We start from the raw sequence: 16,050 nt of genomic DNA, 5'->3' as shown, positions 1-16,050 counted from the left end.
CGCCGCGACGGGGGGCACGGTCGAGCGGCGGCCGGGTGCGGCGCCGTGCGTCCCGCGCGCACGCCCCGGCCCTGCCCTCAGGCGTCCTCGTCCTCCGACAGACCCGGCCAGTAGTCCGGGCCGCCGCCCTGCCACTCGACCAGGCCGCCCTCCTCGATCTCGGCCCAGTCGTGGCCGGCCAGGCCCAGGATCTCGACGACGTCGTCCAGGTGGGAGGCGACGCCCAGGGTCACGTCGCCCTCGGTGACCCGGCGGGAGCCGTCCAGGGCCGGCGGGTGCACCACGACGTGTGGCGGGTTCGCGGGGTTGTCCATGTCCCCAGGCTGCTGCGGCCGGGGCGGTTCCGCACGCCGGGCGGCCAGGGCCTCGGCGCACGTCCGGACGCCCGCCGCGACGACCCGCCGGCGGGCGGCGGCCGTGGGCGACGGACTCCGCCCGCGGGGAGGAACGCCCCACGGCCGGCCACGGGGCGGTGGCCGCCGGGTGCCCGGCGGGGCCGCGGCCGGTCCGGAAGCCGGCGGCGCGGGTTAGGTTGAGCGCGTGCGATTGAAAGTGGAGTTCACGACCGAGCCCTTCGACCTCGACGAGACGCCGGCGCACGCTCTGGTGGCCCGCGAGGTCATCGAGTCCGCCGAGCTGGACGCGGTGGACGTCGGCCCGTTCGGCAACACGGCGGAGGGTGGTGCCGACGCCGTGCTCACCTCCGTGGACGTCCTGCTGCGCAAGGCCCTCCAGGCCGGCGCCACCCGGATCTCGCTGCAGGTCAACGTCGTCGGGGAGAGCGCGTGACGGGCGCCGGGCAGGAATCGTTCATCGCCGCCGTCAAGCCGCTGGTCGACGCGATCGGCGGCGGGATGCTGCCACCGGACGAGGCCGGACCCGACGACGTCGTCCTGTCCTGGGAGGGGGCCGCCGTGGTCGCCGTGCGCCTGCCGCAGCTGGCCGACTCCCTCGACCACATTCTGGCCGCCATGGAGCGCAAGCGGGGCAGGCCGCTGGCGGAACTGGACCGCAAGGCCAAGCAGGAGGTCGTGCGGGTGCTGGAGGCGCGCGGCGCCTTCTCGGTGCGGCACGGTGTGGAGACCGTCGCGAGCGCGCTCGGGGTCAGCCGCTTCACCGTCTACAACTACCTCAACCGGGAGAAGGCCTGACCTGCCCCCTCGGCTCGTCCGGCGGCCGGGACCCCGGTGGGCGGCGGCCTGTTCGGCGCGCCGAGTCTTCAACAAAGTGTTGACGGTTGGCCTCGCAGGGCGTTAGCTGTCCGCAGCCCGTACAGCACCAGGCCCACGGAGGCTCCGTGACGTCCACTTCCACGCCGCCGGGACTGGCCCGCCTCAACTCGCTGGACGACGGCGCGGCCCGCTCCGCGCTGCACGAGGTGTGCGCCTCCACGGTGTGGGGCGAGCGAGTGCTCGCCGCCCGGCCGTACGCGACCTGCGAGGACCTCTACGCCGCGAGCGACGCCGCCACGGCGGGACTGACCGCCGCGGACCTCCGGGAGGCGATGGCCGGCCACCCGCCCATCGGCCGTCCCCGGCCCGGCGACCCGGCCTCGGCCCGCGAACAGCGGGGCATGGCAGGAGCGTCCGGACGGCTCCGGGCGGAGATGCGCGAACTCAATCTGGCCTACCAGGAGAGGTTCGGCCATGTGTTCCTGATCTGCGCCACCGGCAGGACCGGTGAGCAGATGCGGGACGCGGCCAGGGAGCGGATCGGCAACCCGCCGGAGCGGGAGCGGGAGATCGTCCGCACCGAACTGGGAAGGATCAACCGCGTCCGGCTCGCCCGACTGGTGGAGGAGGAGACCGCATGAGCGCCGAGAGAACGGCTTCCGTGTCCACGCACATCCTGGACACCAGCGCCGGCCGTCCCGCCGGGGGCGTCGCCGTCCGGCTCGCCGCCCGCAGCGGGCGCGAGGCGGACTGGCGTGAGCTCGGCGGCTCCGCGACCGACGCGGACGGGCGGTGCAGGGACCTGCCGGCCCTGCCACGAGGGACCACCCACGTCCGGCTCGACTTCGCCGTCGAGCGGTACTTCGAGCGGTACTTCGAGGAATCCGCGAGGAAGCAGGCCGAGGCGCGGCAGGACGCCCCCGCGCAGGGGGACGGCGGCGCGGGACCCGTGTTCTTCCCGGAGGTGGCGGTCACCTTCGCCGTCGTCCCCGGCGAGCACTACCACGTGCCGCTGCTCCTCAACCCGTTCGGCTACTCCGTATACCGAGGGAGCTAGCAGAAGATGGCAGACTATTCCCGCCCGGCCCGCCCCGTGGCCCTGGGGCAGAACCAGTACGGCAAGGCCGAGACCCGCGTCGTGAGGATCACGCGGGACGGCGCCGCCCACCACATCAAGGACCTGAACGTCTCGGTCGCCCTCTCCGGCGACATGGAGGAGGTCCACTGCTCCGGCTCGAACGCCAACGTCCTGCCGACCGACACCACCAAGAACACGGTGTTCGCGTTCGCCAAGCAGTACGGCGTCGCCTCCGCCGAACAGTTCGGCATCCACCTCGCCCGCCACTTCGTCACCTCCCAGGACGCCATCCACCGGGCCCGCGTCCGCATCGAGGAGTACGCCTGGGAGCGGATCGCCGCCTCCGGCGCCCCGGCCGGCGGCGCGGACGGGACCGGGACCGGGCACTCCTTCGTCCGCAGCGGCCGGGAGACCCGGCTGACGCAGATCACCTACGACGGCGACCGGTGGGAGGTCGTCGCCGGCCTGACGGACCTGACGGTGCTGAACTCGACCGACTCCGAGTTCTGGGGCTATGCCAAGGACGAGTACACGACCCTGCGGGAGACCCACGACCGGGTCCTGGCCACCGACGTCAACGCCCGCTGGCGGTACGACTGGACCGGCGACGAGCAGCGGACGCCCCACTGGGACACGTCCTACGAGCAGGTCAGAAAGCACATCCTGCGAGCCTTCGCGGAGACGTACTCCCTGTCGCTGCAGCAGACGCTGTACCGGATGGGCGCGCACGTGATCGACCAGTGCGACGAGGTGGACGAGATCCGCTTCTCCCTCCCCAACAAGCACCACTTCCTGGTGGACCTCGAGCCGTTCGGGCTGAAGAACGACAATGAGGTGTACTTCGCCGCCGACCGCCCCTACGGCCTGATCGAGGCCACCGTCCTGCGCGACGGCTGCGAGGCGCGCATCCCGGTGGACCTGACCAACCTGTGACGGACCGGGGTGCCCCCGCTCCGCAGGGAGCAGCCGCCCCCTTCCGCACCCGCGGCCGCCGGACCGCCGCCGGCCGCGGCACCCGGACCCCCCGCGGTCCTGCCGTGCCCTCCCCGCCAGCCGCAAAGGACGCACCATGGCAGCAGCCCCCCGGCGCACCGTCATCGAGAACTGCGCCATCGCGACCGTCGACGCGAACGACACCGAGTACGCCCGCGGGCACCTGGTCGTCGCCGGCAACTGCATCGAGACGCTCGGCCCGGGCAGTGCCCCCGGGAACCTGGAGAACGTCGTCCGCCGCATCGACGCCTCCGGCCACCTGCTGACCCCCGGCCTGGTCAACACCCACCACCACTTCTACCAGTGGATCACCCGGGGCCTGGCCACGGACCACAACCTGTTCGACTGGCTCGTCGCCCTGTATCCGACCTGGGCGCGCATCGACGAGCCGATGGTCTACGCCGCGGCCCAGGGATCACTCGCGATGATGGCCCGCGGCGGCGTCACCACCGCGACGGACCACCACTACGTCTTCCCCCGCGGCGCCGGCGACCTGACCGGCGCGATCGTCCGCGCCGCCCGCGAGATGGGCGTCCGTCTCACCCTGGCCCGGGGTTCCATGGACCGCGGCGAGTCGGACGGGGGCCTGCCGCCGGACTTCGCCGTCGAGAGCCTTGAGGACGCGCTGGCCGCGACCGAGGCGGCCGTCGACGAGCACCACGACGCCTCCTTCGACGCCATGACCCAGGTGGCCGTCGCCCCCTGCTCCCCGTTCTCCGTCAGCACCGACCTGCTCAAACAGGGCGCCGAACTCGCCCGCCGCAAGGGCGTGCGGCTGCACACCCACGGCTCGGAGACGGTGCAGGAGGAGGAGTTCTGCCACGAACTGTTCGGGATGGGCCCGACCGACTACCTGGAGTCCACGGGCTGGCTGGGCGAGGACGTGTGGATGGCGCACTGCGTCCACATGAACGACTCCGACATCGCCGCTTTCGCCCGGACGCGGACCGGCGTCGCCCACTGCCCCTCCTCCAACGCCCGCCTCGCCGCCGGTATCGCCCGCGTCCCCGACCTGCTCGCCGCCGGTGTACCCGTCGGCCTCGGCGTCGACGGCACCGCCTCCAACGAGTCCGGCGAACTGCACACCGAACTCCGCAACGCCGTGCTGATCAACCGCCTGGGCGCCCACCGCGAGGCCGCCCTCGGCGCCCGGCAGGCGCTGCGCCTCGGCACGTACGGCGGCGCGCAGGTGCTGGGCCGGGCGGCGCAGATCGGCTCGCTGGAGGCGGGCAAGCTGGCCGACCTGGTGCTGTGGAACCTCGGCACCCTCGCCCACTCCTCGATCGCCGACCCGGTGACCGCGCTCGTCCTCGGCGCGGCCGCCCCGGTCACGGCCTCCTTCGTCGGCGGCCGCCAGATCGTCGAGGACGGCCGCCTGCTGCGCGCCGACGAGGACGCGATCGCCCGCTCCACCCGTGCGGAGGCGCAGCGGCTGGCCCGCCTCGCGGCGCGGTGAACGCGCCCTCCACCGGGCGGGGTCGGTGGGTGGCCTCAGGGGGTTGGCCGGCGGCCCGCCGGGGTCGGCCGGCGGCGCTCACCGGCGGCCCCCCGGCGGAGTTGGCCGGGCGGCCCGGCGGCGTTCACCGGCGGGTCGGCCGGTGGCCCGGCGGGGTCGGTCGGTGGTCGGGCGGCGCTGACCGGCGGCCCGGCGGGGTTGGCCGGCGGTGCGACGGCTCACCGGCGGCCCGGCGGGTCGGTCGGCGCCCCGGCGGGGTCGGCCGGCGGACCGCAGGGGGTGGCCGGGGTTGGCCGGGCGGCCCACGCGGTCCCGCCCGTCCGCCTCACAGCCCGAACAGGCCCGGGTCCTGAGCCAGCTCCTTGAAGTGGTCCCGCGGATCCGCGACCAGCTTGCGCTCCTTCAGATCCAGCAGGCCGCCGACCGCCGTGATCTCGGCCGCCACCGTGCCGTCGGCCTTGCGGATCGTCTGCTCGATCCGGAACGTCTTCCCGCCGCCCCAGGCGAAGGCGCACGTCACGTCGACCTCGTCGCCCGCGAGCAGCTCCCGCCGGTAGCGGATTGTCGTCTCCAGCGCCACCGGGCCCACACCGCGGGAGACCAGGCGGTGCTGGCTGATCCCGGCCGCCTGGAGCAGCGACCAGCGGGCGTGCTCCGCGTAGTTGAGGTACACCGCCTGGTTCAGATGGCCCTGCACGTCTGTCTCGTAGCCGCGGACGGTCACCCGTACGGAAAACGGCTCGCTCACTGCTTCTCCTCCTCCTCGCCCCCGAGGTCTGGACGCGACGATCCTGGCACGCCCCGCACACCCGTCACACCCGTCGCGGCGAGGCCAGCAGATAGCGCCTCCTCGTCCGCGGCTCGGTGTACTCGCCGGTCTGCCAGCCCGCGCCCTCCAGCGTGGCCGCGTACGCCCGCATCTCCTCGGCGTCCGGCCCGTACACGGCGACCGCCTCCGGCTGCGGGGTCGCCCGCACCCGGTAGCCGTCCGCGTCCGGTCCCGCCGGACGGTGCCCGGCGGCCTCCAGGGCCAGTGCGGCGGCCTGCACCAGATGCGACCGCTCCCAGCCGCACGGCCGGTCGGTGGCGCCGTCCGGATGGGACATCCGGCGCAGCTCCAGCAGCCCCTGCCAGGCGCTGTGCACCTCGCGCCCACGGGCGGGCCCGGCCGGCGGCGGCTCAGTCTCGCCGCCGACCCGGGCGGAGAACACCCCAGCGGCGGCCGGCTGCGCCGCCGGCGCCGCCGCCGGTCCGGGCGCCTCGGGTCCGCTGTCCCGGACGCGGTGCCCCGCCGGGGTCAGGAAGTGGTCGTGCGGCGGGCGGGGATGCCGGAAGGCGAGCCCCCGCTCCACCAGGGCCGCCAACTGCGCCCCGGTGCCCCTGAGCCGCCCGGTCACCGGGTCGGCCGCGTCGATGACCCGGCGCTGCGCGGCGGTCGGCGGTCGTGTCACGGCCTACTCCTCCCCAAGAGACCCCCGGCTGTCCGGTGGGTCCCCCAGCAGGCTACGACCCGGGTCCGACACCCCGGCGGGCGACGGCCGCCCGTCGTCGTCAGCGGGAGCCGTGGGGCCGTCCGTCGGCCGGTCCCGTCAGCCGGAGTCGTCGGGCCGGATGTTCCAGCCCGCGATCACCGGCCGGCCGTGCTCCGTGCTCAGCCGGCCCACCGTGCCCGTGGCGAACTGGAACAGCGCCCCCGCCGACGGCGGCAGACCGAGCCACCGGGCGGTGAGCACCCGCAGGAAGTGGCCGTGCGCCACCAGCACGACGTCGCCCTCGGTGTTGCACAGCGCGGCGTCCGCCTTGGCGAGCACCCGGTCGGCGCGCTCGCCCACCTGCTCCGGGCTCTCCCCGGGATGGTCGGACGGACCCGGGGCGACACCGTCGTCGAACAGGAACCAGCCTGGCCGGGTGCGCTGGATCTCGACGGTCGTGATGCCCTCGTAGCCGCCGTAGTCCCACTCCCGCAGGTCCGGGTCGAGCTGGGCGTCCTCGACGCCGATGAGCTCGGCCGTCTCCCGGGCCCGCTGCAGCGGGCTGACGAACGCGGCGCCGATCCGGTGCGAGCGGATCATCGGCGCCAGCCGGCGCGCCTCCTGCCGGCCGCGCTCGGTCAGCGGGACGTCCGTCCAGCCGGTGTGCCGCCCGGACCGGGACCACTCGGTCTCCCCGTGCCGGACGAGAAAGAGATCGCCCACGTCGTGCCCTTCCTGCCGTACTCGAAGAGCACGGTGTCACATCCCCGCCGCGACCCGCGGGAGGACTCGGCCGGATGGCCGCCCCCGAACGCGTCCCCTCGGGACCGCCTACGAAGATCACCAACAGACTGCCCGGGACACGCATTCCCCGCTGCCGGTAGCCGCCGAGGAACCGGCCGATCCCATTGATCCCCGTGCCGGGCACGTTGGCGGGCGGCAGTGTCAGGACGCGGAAGTAGTCGGCTGCCGGCTACGGGCGCCCGCAGGAGGAAGGGGACTGCCGAGGGCGGTGGCTGGCGTCGTCTCCAGGGGGGAGCGGGACCCCCAGCGGCGCACCCTCTCGGTGGACCCCTCCCACCCGGCCTCCGCGGTGCCGCACTGGCGGGGGCACTGGCACCGTCCCGATGCCCGAGGGCCGCTCTCCGCGGCGAACGGACTGCCGGGGGAAGTGCCAGACAGGAACACACGTGGGGACATCGACCAAGTTCCTGGCAATCCCGGGGCGACTGCCCGCATGCCAGCGGGGGTGAACCTCTACCGATCCGGCTGTCCGAGGCCGCGGGGCCGTCCTACACTGCTGGCGTGACCGCTGCACGCGACTACGAGGACATGCACCACCTGGTGGACCGGCTCACTCCGACCCAGGTGCGACGCCTGCGCCTGCTCGTCACCCAGGATGAGGAACTGTCCCAGGTCGCCCAGTCGCTGCCTGCAGTCGACGCGACCAAGGAGGAGTCGGTCCCGGCCGGACTGCTGGCCTTGATCGGCAGCGTGAATGGCCCGGAGGATCTGGCTGAACAGCACGACGACTACATTCGCGAGCGGATGCGCGAGCGCTTTGGCGACTCGGCGTGATAGGTCACGCCCGGGATCTTGTAACCCGCCGACGCACCGTCGGCAAGGTGCCGGTCGGCGGCCTCACCGCCGAGAGCTGAGGTCACAGGGCCGGCGCCGGGCCCACCATGGTCAGGAGACGGCCTGCCACTCGCGATCGAGGATCGCGTGCACGATGGAGTCCCGCCACTTCCCGGCCTTCAGCACGTGCTCGCGGATCCTGCCTTCCTCGACCATGCCCGCGGCGCCCATGGTCTTCGCGGAGGCCTCGTTCAACGGCGACCGGGCACCCCACACGCGGTGCAGCCCGAGATCCTCGAACGCGACGCCGAGCAGCAGCCGCACCGTCTCGGTGCCGTAACCCATGCCCCAGGCCTCCGGGCGCAGCGCGAAGCCCATGGTGGCCGCGCGCTGCTGGTGGGGGTCGGTGGCCAGGCGGCCGAACCCGATCAGCCTGCCGGTGTTCCGCTCGATGACAGCGAGGGCGTACTCCGCACGCGGCTCGGCCGTCGCCGCGGCGATGGAGCGGGTGACGATCTGCCCGACCTGCTCGCGGGTGCGTGGCTCGAAACTGAGGTGCTCCGTCGCCTCGGAGCTGCCGTAGACGGCGTGCACCGCGTCCACGTCCTCAGCGGCGAGTTCGCGCAGTTCGAGGCGGGCACTGGAGCGCTTGACCGGGTACATGGCGGGGACTCTACCCACGGGGCAGCGCCGGCCGGCTGGTGGGGAACGCCTCGATCTCCGAGCGCAGTTCCCTCGCCGTGACGGCTGTCCGAGCGGGGCTGGTCATCAGGGCCTGACGGACCCGCATCGCGGAGACGACGATGCCGTTGTTGCGGTGCGATGCCGGAAGGTCGAGCACCGGCCGGATGGCGTCGGCTGCGCCGTCGACGTCACCGCTGAACAGGCGAATGAGCGCCAGGTCGCACTGGCAGCCGGCGAGGTCGCCGAACGCCCAGTTCGGGGCGGTGGGGTCGCTGAAACCCATCACCGCTTGTTCGGCCTGCTCGCCAAGGCGCCCGTCCCCGTGGCCGAGGAGTGCCTCGGACTCCACCGCGTAGTACAGCTGTTTCTCCGGGGCGTAGGTGAACAGGCCGCCGAGCTGGTCAAGGTCGTCGTGGATGACGCGTTCGCGACGGTTGGCCGCCTGCTGGTTCGCGGCGCGGACCGTTTCCTCGTCGCCGAGCACCGCGGCGGCGCGGGCTTTGAGTCCGAGCAGCCACAGGCCGACGGTTCCGCGCAGGTTCACGGCCGTCTCGGCGCCCTGGCTCGCGTAGTGGTAGGCGTCGGCCGGCTTGTCGGCCCAGTAGGCGATCAGGCTCTTCAGCCCGTCCGTGAGGGCGATCAAGCCCGGGTGCTCGGCGTCTCTGGCACAGGCCGCGGCGACCCGGGTCATCGTCATGGCCTGGTGGGGGACCTCCATGTCGTTGAAGCCCTTGGCCACCAGGAACGACAGGACCGCGCCCTTGACGTACAGGTCGCGCAGCTGGGAGGGCCGGACCCGGCCGCCCTCCAGGAGACGGAACACCTGGTCGTGGGTCTCCAGCAGGTCGTCCCACATCGACGCCAGCGGCTCGCGCGGGTACGCGGCCACCAGGCGCTGCACCTCGTCATCGAGCAGGCCGAGCGTGTCATCACCGACCCGTTCGCGGTCCGCCCCCAACAGGAAGTCCTTCGCACGTCGCACAGCCATCGCGCCCACCTCTTTCATCTCGTTCAGGTTCGTGCCCGGCTCGGCATGCAGTTGAGTCGGTGACGCGCCGACCAGCGGAGCGAAGTTCGGCGCGGTGCCCTCGGGGACCTCACTCCACAGGGCATCGATGCTGTAGCCCAGCATCTCCACAAGGACCGGGCGGAAGACCCGTTGCGGTTTACGGCCTTCGTACAGCCATCCCTCAACGGTCTTCGGAGCCGGTTCGTCCGCGTTCTGGAGACCTAACCGTGCGGCCGCCTCCCGGTACTTCGGCAGGAAGTCATCAGGGTGGCGTATGCCGCGCTGCTCGCAGGTGTACCGGAAGAACAACACGGCGCCTCCATTCGGTTCGCCTGGCACGTCACTGCCACGACGGTAGAACGCTGTGCCAATCAAGTCGCCCTCCACAGACGCTACTTACTGAGTCCGAGGAAGGTCCGGGGAAAGTCCGAGAAATCCGGTCGAAATCCGGGGTCGGTCCGGGGGTAGATCTGTCCGCCCGCCATTGTCACGCTCGTAGCAATCCTCACTGACGGTGCTCGTACGTGATCAGGGAGTTTCTCCATGCCCCCCAGAGTTGCCGGACCGACCAGCCTGTTGAAGGCGTCCCCGCCCAACGGGGACAACGCTTTGCCGCCGGGCTTCGGCATAACGGTCCGCTCCGTGCCGTCGAGCGTGGAGGTCTCACGCCGCCTCACCCGGGCGTGGGCCCGTTGCTCCCGGATGCCGGAACAGATCGTCGACGCACTGCTGATCGTGGTGTCGGAGCTGTGCACGAACGCTGTCCAGCACGGGCGGTGCAAGGCGTTCACCGTGCGCGCCTGGATGTCGGCGGCCGGCGAGCTCCACTTCGAAGTCCACGACGGGACGCCGTCCCCGGTCCCGCAGCCGCAGCGGCCGACCGCCGAGGCGGAGAACGGGCGCGGCCTGTTTCTGGTGGACCTTCTCATCACGGAGCTGGGCGGCACCTGGGGGTTCACAGAAGACGGCACCTGCGTCTGGTGCCGTCTTCCCCTGCCGCAGGGCGATCAGTGAGCGTGGTCGTGGAGCGGTGGACGCCGCCTGTGAGCCAGGAGGACTTGGGGCGGGTGCTGGCGAGGGTGCGCGAGTGGGAGCCGTTCGACGGCGGAGCCCTCCTGGACGACGTCGCAGCCGCCCTGGACGAGGTCATGCCGGCCGAGAGCTACGTCGATGAACTCGCCGAGCGGCTGCACGGTCACCTCGACCAGCTCGTGACTATCGCGGTCGCCGCAGAAGCTGAGCACCGGGACCCCGAAGCGGCCCGGCTCATCGACTACGCCCGCGTCCTGCGCAGCCAAGACGTGCCCGGCTGCCACCGGCGAGCCGTGGGGCACCTACGTCGGATTGGCTGGATCGCCAACGAGCTCCTCGAGCGGCTGGTCGCAACCAGGTGCCTGTCCGAAGCGCCATGACCTGCGCCACTGAACACCCCTCTCATGCGACCCCCACGAAAGAAAGGAGAACGCCCGCATGCGCACTCTGACCGAACCGGGCCTGGTCCCCTTCATCACGATGAGAGAGGGGGAGGAAAGCGCCCCGGACAACCTGCTCATCCTGCCCTCAGGCGGCCATGAGCGCCTGCGCTACGCGGACGAGGACCCCAGGGACCGGGACCTGCGCGGCGTGCTCTGGGCGCGGTGCTCCTTCAACCCCGTCGATGAGCGCAACATGCCCACCGGGAAACCGCGGTGGAAGGACATGCACCCGTACCGGCAGATGGTGACGATGCAGGCGATGCGCTGCCAAGTCTGCGCGGAGCGCGCGCGGACCCCGCTCGGCTTCATCTTCCTCGCCGGGCCGAAGGACCTGAACCCCGAGAAGACCACCGTCCTCACGAACCAGCCGCCGGTGTGCGCCAGACACGTCCGCGCCGCCGCGAAGTTGTGCCCGCACCTGGAAGAGGTTCCGACGGTGTTCCTGGCTCAGAGCGCTCCTCTTCACGGGGTGACCGGCGTCCTCTACGGCATCGGCGACCAGGGCGTGCAGGTCGTCGCCCGGCCCGAGGCCCCTATGCCCTACGGGAACTCGAAGCTGCGCACCTTCCTCGCGTCCCAGCTCGTCCGCCGGCTCGGCTCCTTCCGCGTCCTCGACATGGAGGAACTGCTGCAGGCGCTCCGCGCGGCGGCCGCATAAACCCTGCCCAACGGCTCGGATGACGTCCTGCCGTGGCCGTCGGGCAGGCCCAAACCCCCGGCGCGCGGTGGTGCCACGACTGCTTCGCCGTGCGGCGTGGTCTCTCGCGCGCCGGGCCCATCCCGCTGCCGCCCAGCCCCTGCTTTCGGGCGGCAGCGGGTCACCTTTGGATGGTCCTGGAGGCCAGCATGCAAGAGCTGATCGGTCCCGCAGCAACCGACGCCGTCGACTTCACGGCGCTGCAGAACTTCGCTGCCTTACGCGGGCAACTGCGGGTGTCCTTCACACCGCAGTGCAACATCGCCTGCTTCTTCTGCCACAACGAGGGGGATGTCCCACCCCCACTCATGCGCATCGACCGTTCCCGGAAGCCGCGACCGCGGGTCCTCGGCCCGGACGACTACCTCACGATCCTCCGCTCGCTGATGGCAGCCGGCCTCAAGCGGGTGTATTTCACCGGCGGTGAGCCCCTGGTCTCCCCGCTGGCCCGCCCGGTCCTCGAGCAGCTCCCCGAGCAGGGCCCCGACGCCAGCTACACCCTGATCACCAACGGCACGCGCGTTCGCACGCACAAAGCGTGGCTGTCCCACACTCGCCTCGACAAGATCAAGGTCAGCCTGCACTACTTCTCCGACGCGAGCCTCAAGGCCATCGCCGGCACCCGGTACAGCATCAGCACCGTCCTCGACGGGATCGACGCCGCCCGGGAGAGCTGCGCACGCGTGGAGGTGAACACGCTCCTGCTGCAGGAGAACGTGCACGAGGTCCCGGCCATCCTCAACTACGCGCTGGAGCGACGGATGCCGGTGCAGCTCATCGAGCTCGTCGGCACCGACTTCAACGAGGGACGCGCGTCCTCCGCCGTATCGGCCGACCACGCCGTCTCCTACCTGCGCACCCTGACCAGCGAGGAACACACAGAGATCACCGGCGTGGGCCAGGGCCGCCGTGTCTTCCGCGTCGACGGTGTCGAGATCGACGTCATCCACCGCAACCTCGGCCGCCACCACGTCGGCCAGTGCGGTACCTGCCCGCGCCGCGTCGACTGCGTCGAAGGGCTCTGGGCCCTGCGCCTGGACCACCAAGGCGGCCTGCAGCCCTGCCTCCTGCGGAACGACCTCCGTCTGGACCTCACCCCGCTCCTGCCGGACCCGACCCGGCTCGCCGACAACGTCGCACGCCACGTCACCGCCTTCACGGAGGGAACCCTGTGACCGAAGCATTCCGCCTGCCCCCGCCCTACCAACCTTTCTCCTACGAGGGCGGACAAGATCCGCTCATCGTCCTTGAGGGAGTGTCCGGCGTCGGCAAATCCACGCTCCGCAACCTCCTCGTGAAGCGGCTGGCAGCCACGGGCATCCACACCCTGCACGACCCCCACACCGGCTGGTCCGAAACCGTCAACGGCCGGCTCCGCCCGCTGCCGCAGTTCGCGTTCTACCTCTCCGGCCTGCTGCACGCCTCCGACGCGATGCGGCAGACACGCGCCACAGGACCCGTCATCGCGGACCGCTACGTGTCCTCCGTGATCGCGTGCCACGCGGCCGTTCACCGCGTACCCGTCACGACCGTCACGACGCTCCTTGAGCCGTACCGGCCCTACCTGACCGCACCGACGCACACCTTCTACCTGCAGTGTTCGGAAGAGACGCTTCGCGCCCGGCTCGCCGGCAAGAACGACATAACCCAAGACGACGCCGACCTGCTGGCCGTCAAGGGACGGCTTCCCCGGCTGCTGGCGAACTTCGCCTCGGTTTCCGAACAGGACCCCACGGCCGTGTGGGTGGACGCCGACGGAGCGACCGCCGATGAGCTCGCCGACTTGATCACCACCCACCTGGAGACCAACGGTGCTGAACCCGATCGACGCTGACCGCGTGTTCCGCGAGTGCGGCGCGGCCGGCGTCTTCCCCGGGCAGATCCACAAGGGCGTCGCCTGGTGGGTGGGCGCTTGCCTGGTCGTCACTCAGGAAGCCGACCGGATCGCGGTCGCCCACGACGGGCACCCCGTCATCGCCGAGTTCGCCGAGCGCTTCTGCCGCGGTGCGATCAACGCGGAGCACTACGCCTGCACCGTGCAGGCCTTGGGTGTCCAGACCCGTGAGCGGTTCCTCACCGTCCTCGCCGACCTCGGCGGGGCTCCCGGGGCCTGGCTCACCGGAACGGACCACGACGGGGCCACGACCGTACGCATCGAGCTGTTCGACCGCCAGGGCGTGCAGATCGACGACAGCAACGGCTTGGCCGAGATTCGCCGCCTGATCGCTGAGGACCGCGTTCCCATCCCGGTCAACGACCGCGCCAAGGGCCGCATCGTGCCGTGGCACGGCAAGCTCACTGAGGGAGAGCGCCCGTGATCAACGCCGCCGAGATCATCGCGTCCGGAGCCGGCATCGTGTTCGTCACCCTGGACTCCCTCCGATTCGACGTCGCCGACAGTGCCCTCACGGCCGGCCGGACACCCCGCCTGGCGAAACTGCTGCCGGGCGGGTGGGAGCGCCGGCAAACCCCCGGCACCTTCACGCTGCCCGCTCACATGGCGTACTTCTCCGGCTTTCTGCCGAAGCTGCCGCAGCCCGCCCAGCCGCCCCGCCTGTGGGAGTGCCGACCCCCGGCCTTCAAGAAGGTGCCGCCCGAGACGTTCCAGTTCGACACGCCGAACCTCCTCGAGGGCGTGACGCAGCACGGGTACAGGACCGTCTGCATCGGCGGGGTCACCTACTTCTCCCGTGAGACGCCCCTCGGGTCGGTGCTGCCGGATCTGTTCCACGAGGATCACTGGCGGCCGGAGTTCGGCTCGCCCGAGCCGGACTCCACTCGCCACCAGGTCGATCAGGCCCTCGAGATCGCCGACACCTACGCAGGCCAGCAACCGCTGTTTCTGTTCGTCAACGTCAGCGCAACCCATGTTCCCCACGGCCACTACCTGAACTCCAGCGAGGACACCACCGCCTCCCAGGCCGCAGCCCTCGCCCACGCCGACGAGCACCTCGGCCGCCTACTGGACGGCCTGGCGCAGCACGGCCGGTGGCTGGTCATCATGTGCGCCGACCACGGCGACGCCTACGGAGACGACGGCTTCCACGGGCGCGGCATCGCCCACCCCGCCGTCTTCGACGTGCCGTTCGCTGCCTGGGTGCACGGTTGACCGCTACCCTCCACGGGCATGAGTTCCGACTCGACGCCCGACGCCTCCGTGATCGTTGCGCGCGACGCCCAGGGCCTCGTCGCCCTGCTCAGCGCGGACTTCCCTCACCACGGAGGCGAACACCTCTTTCTGCCCGGTGGCCGTTTCGAGTCCGGTGAGTCCCCGCTCGAGTGCGCACGCCGCGAGCTGCGCGAAGAAGCTGGCGTCACAGCGGAGCGGTGGCGGCCGCTCGGCTCGTACGCCATCACCCTCGGTTCCAGGGCGCGCGTCCACCTCTTCGAGGCCCGTGACCTCACGCTCGGCCCCCAGGAGCTGACCGAGAACGAAGAAGACTTCAAGCTCATGTGGTGGCCGATGACCGTCGCCCTTCAGGCCGCACACGACGGGCGTTTCCTTCTGCCCGCCGGGCCGTTGGCTCTCCTTTTGGCACACCATCGTCCGGCTGATTGAGGCCTGCGTCGTTGGGGAGCAGGTGAGACAACTCGCACACGAGCTGCGGGAAGAGGGACCATCCCCGCGGGTGCGGGGAGCAGTGGGGTGGCGCCGTCGTGCCGGCCCTCGCCATGGGGCCATCCCCGCGAGTGCGCGGAGCAGGGAAGAGATCATGCCGTGGGACGGCGTGCTGTGGGGACCATGCCCGCGGGTGCGGGGAGCAGCTGCCGACGGCCTTCCGCCCGTTGGCGAGGCGGGGACCATCCCCGCGGGTGCGGGGAGCAGAGGGAAGCGATCGCAGCGGCCAGGGCTGCCACGGGACCATCCCCGCGGGTTGCGGGGAGCAGGGACAGGGTGCATCCGCTGTGGGGACGATGTGGGACCATCCCCGCGGGTGCGGGGAGCAGTCCCGCGAGCCAGAGATCCCGCCCGTCGTGCAGGGACCATCCCCGCGGGTGCGGGGAGCAGCCGATCGGGACTTTCCAGTCCATCTCACGGTCGGGACCATCCCCGCGGGTGCGGGGAGCAGCCTCACACCCTTGCGTAACGAGCATCCACCCGGGGACCATCCCCGCGGGTGCGGGGAGCAGAAGCCGACGGCCTACGAGCTCTTCGGCGTGGAGGGACCATCCCCGCGGGTGCGGGGAGCAGTCCTACGCAGCGTCCAACCCCGAGGGCGACCAGGGACCATCCCCGCGGGTGCGGGGAGCAGTTGACCTCCCGGACGAACTCATCCTTCTCCGCGGGACCATCCCCGCGGGTGCGGGGAGCAGGCAGCCGTCGCGGTCGGGCTGTAGGTGAAGCCGGGACCATCCCCGCGGGTGCGGGGAGCAGCCGTGGTCGGACGGGAGCAGGCCCCACGGGGTGGGACCATCCCCGCGGGTGCGGGGAGCAG

The 16,050-nt window shown here is 71.8% G+C and carries 21 protein-coding genes and 1 CRISPR repeat array (1 of these 22 running past the window's edge); of the genes, 15 read left to right on the top strand and 6 right to left on the bottom strand.

Annotation, left to right across the window (positions count from 1 at the left end):
- Nucleotides 1-77 precede the first annotated feature (77 nt).
- Nucleotides 78-314: a hypothetical protein gene (locus ACWDNY_RS08530; protein WP_451644970.1), complete on the bottom strand. Its 237-nt coding sequence runs from the start codon at nucleotides 312-314 to the stop codon at nucleotides 78-80.
- 226 nt (nucleotides 315-540) lie between these two features.
- On the opposite strand from ACWDNY_RS08530, the gene ACWDNY_RS08525 reads away from it, so the two are divergent.
- The 6 genes from ACWDNY_RS08525 to ACWDNY_RS08500 all read left to right on the top strand — a co-directional run bounded on the left by ACWDNY_RS08525 (nucleotide 541) and on the right by ACWDNY_RS08500 (nucleotide 4,699).
- On the top strand, nucleotides 541-789 hold the full coding sequence (locus ACWDNY_RS08525) for a hypothetical protein (protein WP_451644969.1): 249 nt from the start codon (nucleotides 541-543) through the stop codon (nucleotides 787-789).
- Nucleotides 786-1,151 (top strand): helix-turn-helix domain-containing protein, encoded by a 366-nt coding sequence (locus tag ACWDNY_RS08520; RefSeq protein WP_451644968.1) that lies wholly within the window; start codon nucleotides 786-788, stop codon nucleotides 1,149-1,151. The genes ACWDNY_RS08525 and ACWDNY_RS08520 overlap by 4 nt, the downstream gene beginning before the upstream one ends.
- A 146-nt stretch (nucleotides 1,152-1,297) precedes the next feature.
- Nucleotides 1,298-1,813: a 2-oxo-4-hydroxy-4-carboxy-5-ureidoimidazoline decarboxylase gene (gene uraD, locus ACWDNY_RS08515; protein ID WP_451644967.1), complete on the top strand. Its 516-nt coding sequence runs from the start codon at nucleotides 1,298-1,300 to the stop codon at nucleotides 1,811-1,813.
- Nucleotides 1,810-2,229: a hydroxyisourate hydrolase gene (gene uraH / locus ACWDNY_RS08510; protein ID WP_451644966.1), complete on the top strand. Its 420-nt coding sequence runs from the start codon at nucleotides 1,810-1,812 to the stop codon at nucleotides 2,227-2,229. The genes uraD and uraH overlap by 4 nt, the downstream gene beginning before the upstream one ends.
- A gap of 6 nt (nucleotides 2,230-2,235) precedes the next feature.
- The gene (pucL, locus tag ACWDNY_RS08505; RefSeq protein WP_451644965.1) at nucleotides 2,236-3,183 is read left to right on the top strand and encodes a factor-independent urate hydroxylase; all 948 of its coding nucleotides are present in this window, start codon (nucleotides 2,236-2,238) and stop codon (nucleotides 3,181-3,183) included.
- 136 nt (nucleotides 3,184-3,319) lie between these two features.
- The gene (locus tag ACWDNY_RS08500) at nucleotides 3,320-4,699 is read left to right on the top strand and encodes an 8-oxoguanine deaminase (RefSeq protein WP_451644964.1); all 1,380 of its coding nucleotides are present in this window, start codon (nucleotides 3,320-3,322) and stop codon (nucleotides 4,697-4,699) included.
- 325 nt (nucleotides 4,700-5,024) lie between these two features.
- Here the strand turns inward: ACWDNY_RS08500 and ACWDNY_RS08495 are convergent, their stop codons facing one another.
- From ACWDNY_RS08495 to ACWDNY_RS08485, 3 genes are all read right to left on the bottom strand, one after another.
- Entirely contained in the window at nucleotides 5,025-5,447 is a 423-nt protein-coding gene (locus ACWDNY_RS08495) for an acyl-CoA thioesterase (protein ID WP_451644963.1), read from the bottom strand.
- Nucleotides 5,448-5,511: 64 nt separating this feature from the next.
- Nucleotides 5,512-6,150 carry a hypothetical protein gene (locus tag ACWDNY_RS08490; protein WP_451644962.1) on the bottom strand — a complete coding sequence of 213 codons (639 nt, stop codon included), beginning with the start codon at nucleotides 6,148-6,150 and terminating at the stop codon, nucleotides 5,512-5,514.
- Between the two features lie 138 nt (nucleotides 6,151-6,288).
- The gene (locus ACWDNY_RS08485; protein WP_451644961.1) at nucleotides 6,289-6,894 is read right to left on the bottom strand and encodes a histidine phosphatase family protein; all 606 of its coding nucleotides are present in this window, start codon (nucleotides 6,892-6,894) and stop codon (nucleotides 6,289-6,291) included.
- A gap of 582 nt (nucleotides 6,895-7,476) precedes the next feature.
- Between ACWDNY_RS08485 and ACWDNY_RS08480 the strand changes: the two genes are divergently transcribed.
- Nucleotides 7,477-7,749, top strand: a complete 273-nt coding sequence (locus tag ACWDNY_RS08480; protein ID WP_451644960.1) for a hypothetical protein — start codon at nucleotides 7,477-7,479, stop codon at nucleotides 7,747-7,749.
- A 111-nt stretch (nucleotides 7,750-7,860) separates the two neighbouring features.
- Here ACWDNY_RS08480 and ACWDNY_RS08475 read toward each other — a convergent pair whose 3' ends face one another.
- Entirely contained in the window at nucleotides 7,861-8,412 is a 552-nt protein-coding gene (locus ACWDNY_RS08475; protein ID WP_451644959.1) for a GNAT family N-acetyltransferase, read from the bottom strand.
- A gap of 10 nt (nucleotides 8,413-8,422) precedes the next feature.
- On the bottom strand, nucleotides 8,423-9,754 hold the full coding sequence (locus ACWDNY_RS08470) for a hypothetical protein (protein ID WP_451644958.1): 1,332 nt from the start codon (nucleotides 9,752-9,754) through the stop codon (nucleotides 8,423-8,425).
- Nucleotides 9,755-9,985: 231 nt separating this feature from the next.
- Here ACWDNY_RS08470 and ACWDNY_RS08465 point away from each other — a divergent pair, with 231 nt between their 5' ends.
- The 8 genes from ACWDNY_RS08465 (at nucleotide 9,986) to ACWDNY_RS08430 (ending at nucleotide 15,173) form a co-directional block, all read left to right on the top strand.
- Nucleotides 9,986-10,456, top strand: a complete 471-nt coding sequence (locus ACWDNY_RS08465) for an ATP-binding protein (protein ID WP_451644957.1) — start codon at nucleotides 9,986-9,988, stop codon at nucleotides 10,454-10,456.
- 29 nt (nucleotides 10,457-10,485) lie between these two features.
- Nucleotides 10,486-10,854 carry a DUF6415 family natural product biosynthesis protein gene (locus ACWDNY_RS08460; RefSeq protein ID WP_451644956.1) on the top strand — a complete coding sequence of 123 codons (369 nt, stop codon included), beginning with the start codon at nucleotides 10,486-10,488 and terminating at the stop codon, nucleotides 10,852-10,854.
- Between the two features lie 58 nt (nucleotides 10,855-10,912).
- Nucleotides 10,913-11,575, top strand: a complete 663-nt coding sequence (locus tag ACWDNY_RS08455; protein WP_451644955.1) for a hypothetical protein — start codon at nucleotides 10,913-10,915, stop codon at nucleotides 11,573-11,575.
- 188 nt (nucleotides 11,576-11,763) lie between these two features.
- Complete coding sequence (locus ACWDNY_RS08450; protein WP_451644954.1) at nucleotides 11,764-12,789, top strand: radical SAM protein; 1,026 nt, start codon at nucleotides 11,764-11,766, stop codon at nucleotides 12,787-12,789.
- Nucleotides 12,786-13,448: a dTMP kinase gene (locus ACWDNY_RS08445; RefSeq protein WP_451644953.1), complete on the top strand. Its 663-nt coding sequence runs from the start codon at nucleotides 12,786-12,788 to the stop codon at nucleotides 13,446-13,448. Before ACWDNY_RS08450 ends, ACWDNY_RS08445 begins: the two co-directional genes overlap by 4 nt.
- The gene (locus tag ACWDNY_RS08440; protein WP_451644952.1) at nucleotides 13,426-13,932 is read left to right on the top strand and encodes a hypothetical protein; all 507 of its coding nucleotides are present in this window, start codon (nucleotides 13,426-13,428) and stop codon (nucleotides 13,930-13,932) included. Before ACWDNY_RS08445 ends, ACWDNY_RS08440 begins: the two co-directional genes overlap by 23 nt.
- The gene (locus tag ACWDNY_RS08435) at nucleotides 13,929-14,723 is read left to right on the top strand and encodes an STM4013/SEN3800 family hydrolase (RefSeq protein WP_451644951.1); all 795 of its coding nucleotides are present in this window, start codon (nucleotides 13,929-13,931) and stop codon (nucleotides 14,721-14,723) included. Before ACWDNY_RS08440 ends, ACWDNY_RS08435 begins: the two co-directional genes overlap by 4 nt.
- Nucleotides 14,724-14,741: 18 nt before the next feature.
- Nucleotides 14,742-15,173, top strand: coding sequence for an NUDIX hydrolase (locus ACWDNY_RS08430; RefSeq protein WP_451644950.1), 432 nt, complete (start codon nucleotides 14,742-14,744; stop codon nucleotides 15,171-15,173).
- A gap of 359 nt (nucleotides 15,174-15,532) precedes the next feature.
- A CRISPR array of direct repeats spans nucleotides 15,533-16,050; the repeat unit is 29 nt; unit sequence GGGACCATCCCCGCGGGTGCGGGGAGCAG (it continues 427 nt past the right edge of the window).

The organism is Streptomyces sp. NPDC003697, from assembly GCF_053587115.1.
The sequence above is the reverse complement of the archived record's forward strand: the minus strand, read 5'-3'. Positions and strand labels throughout refer to the sequence as shown.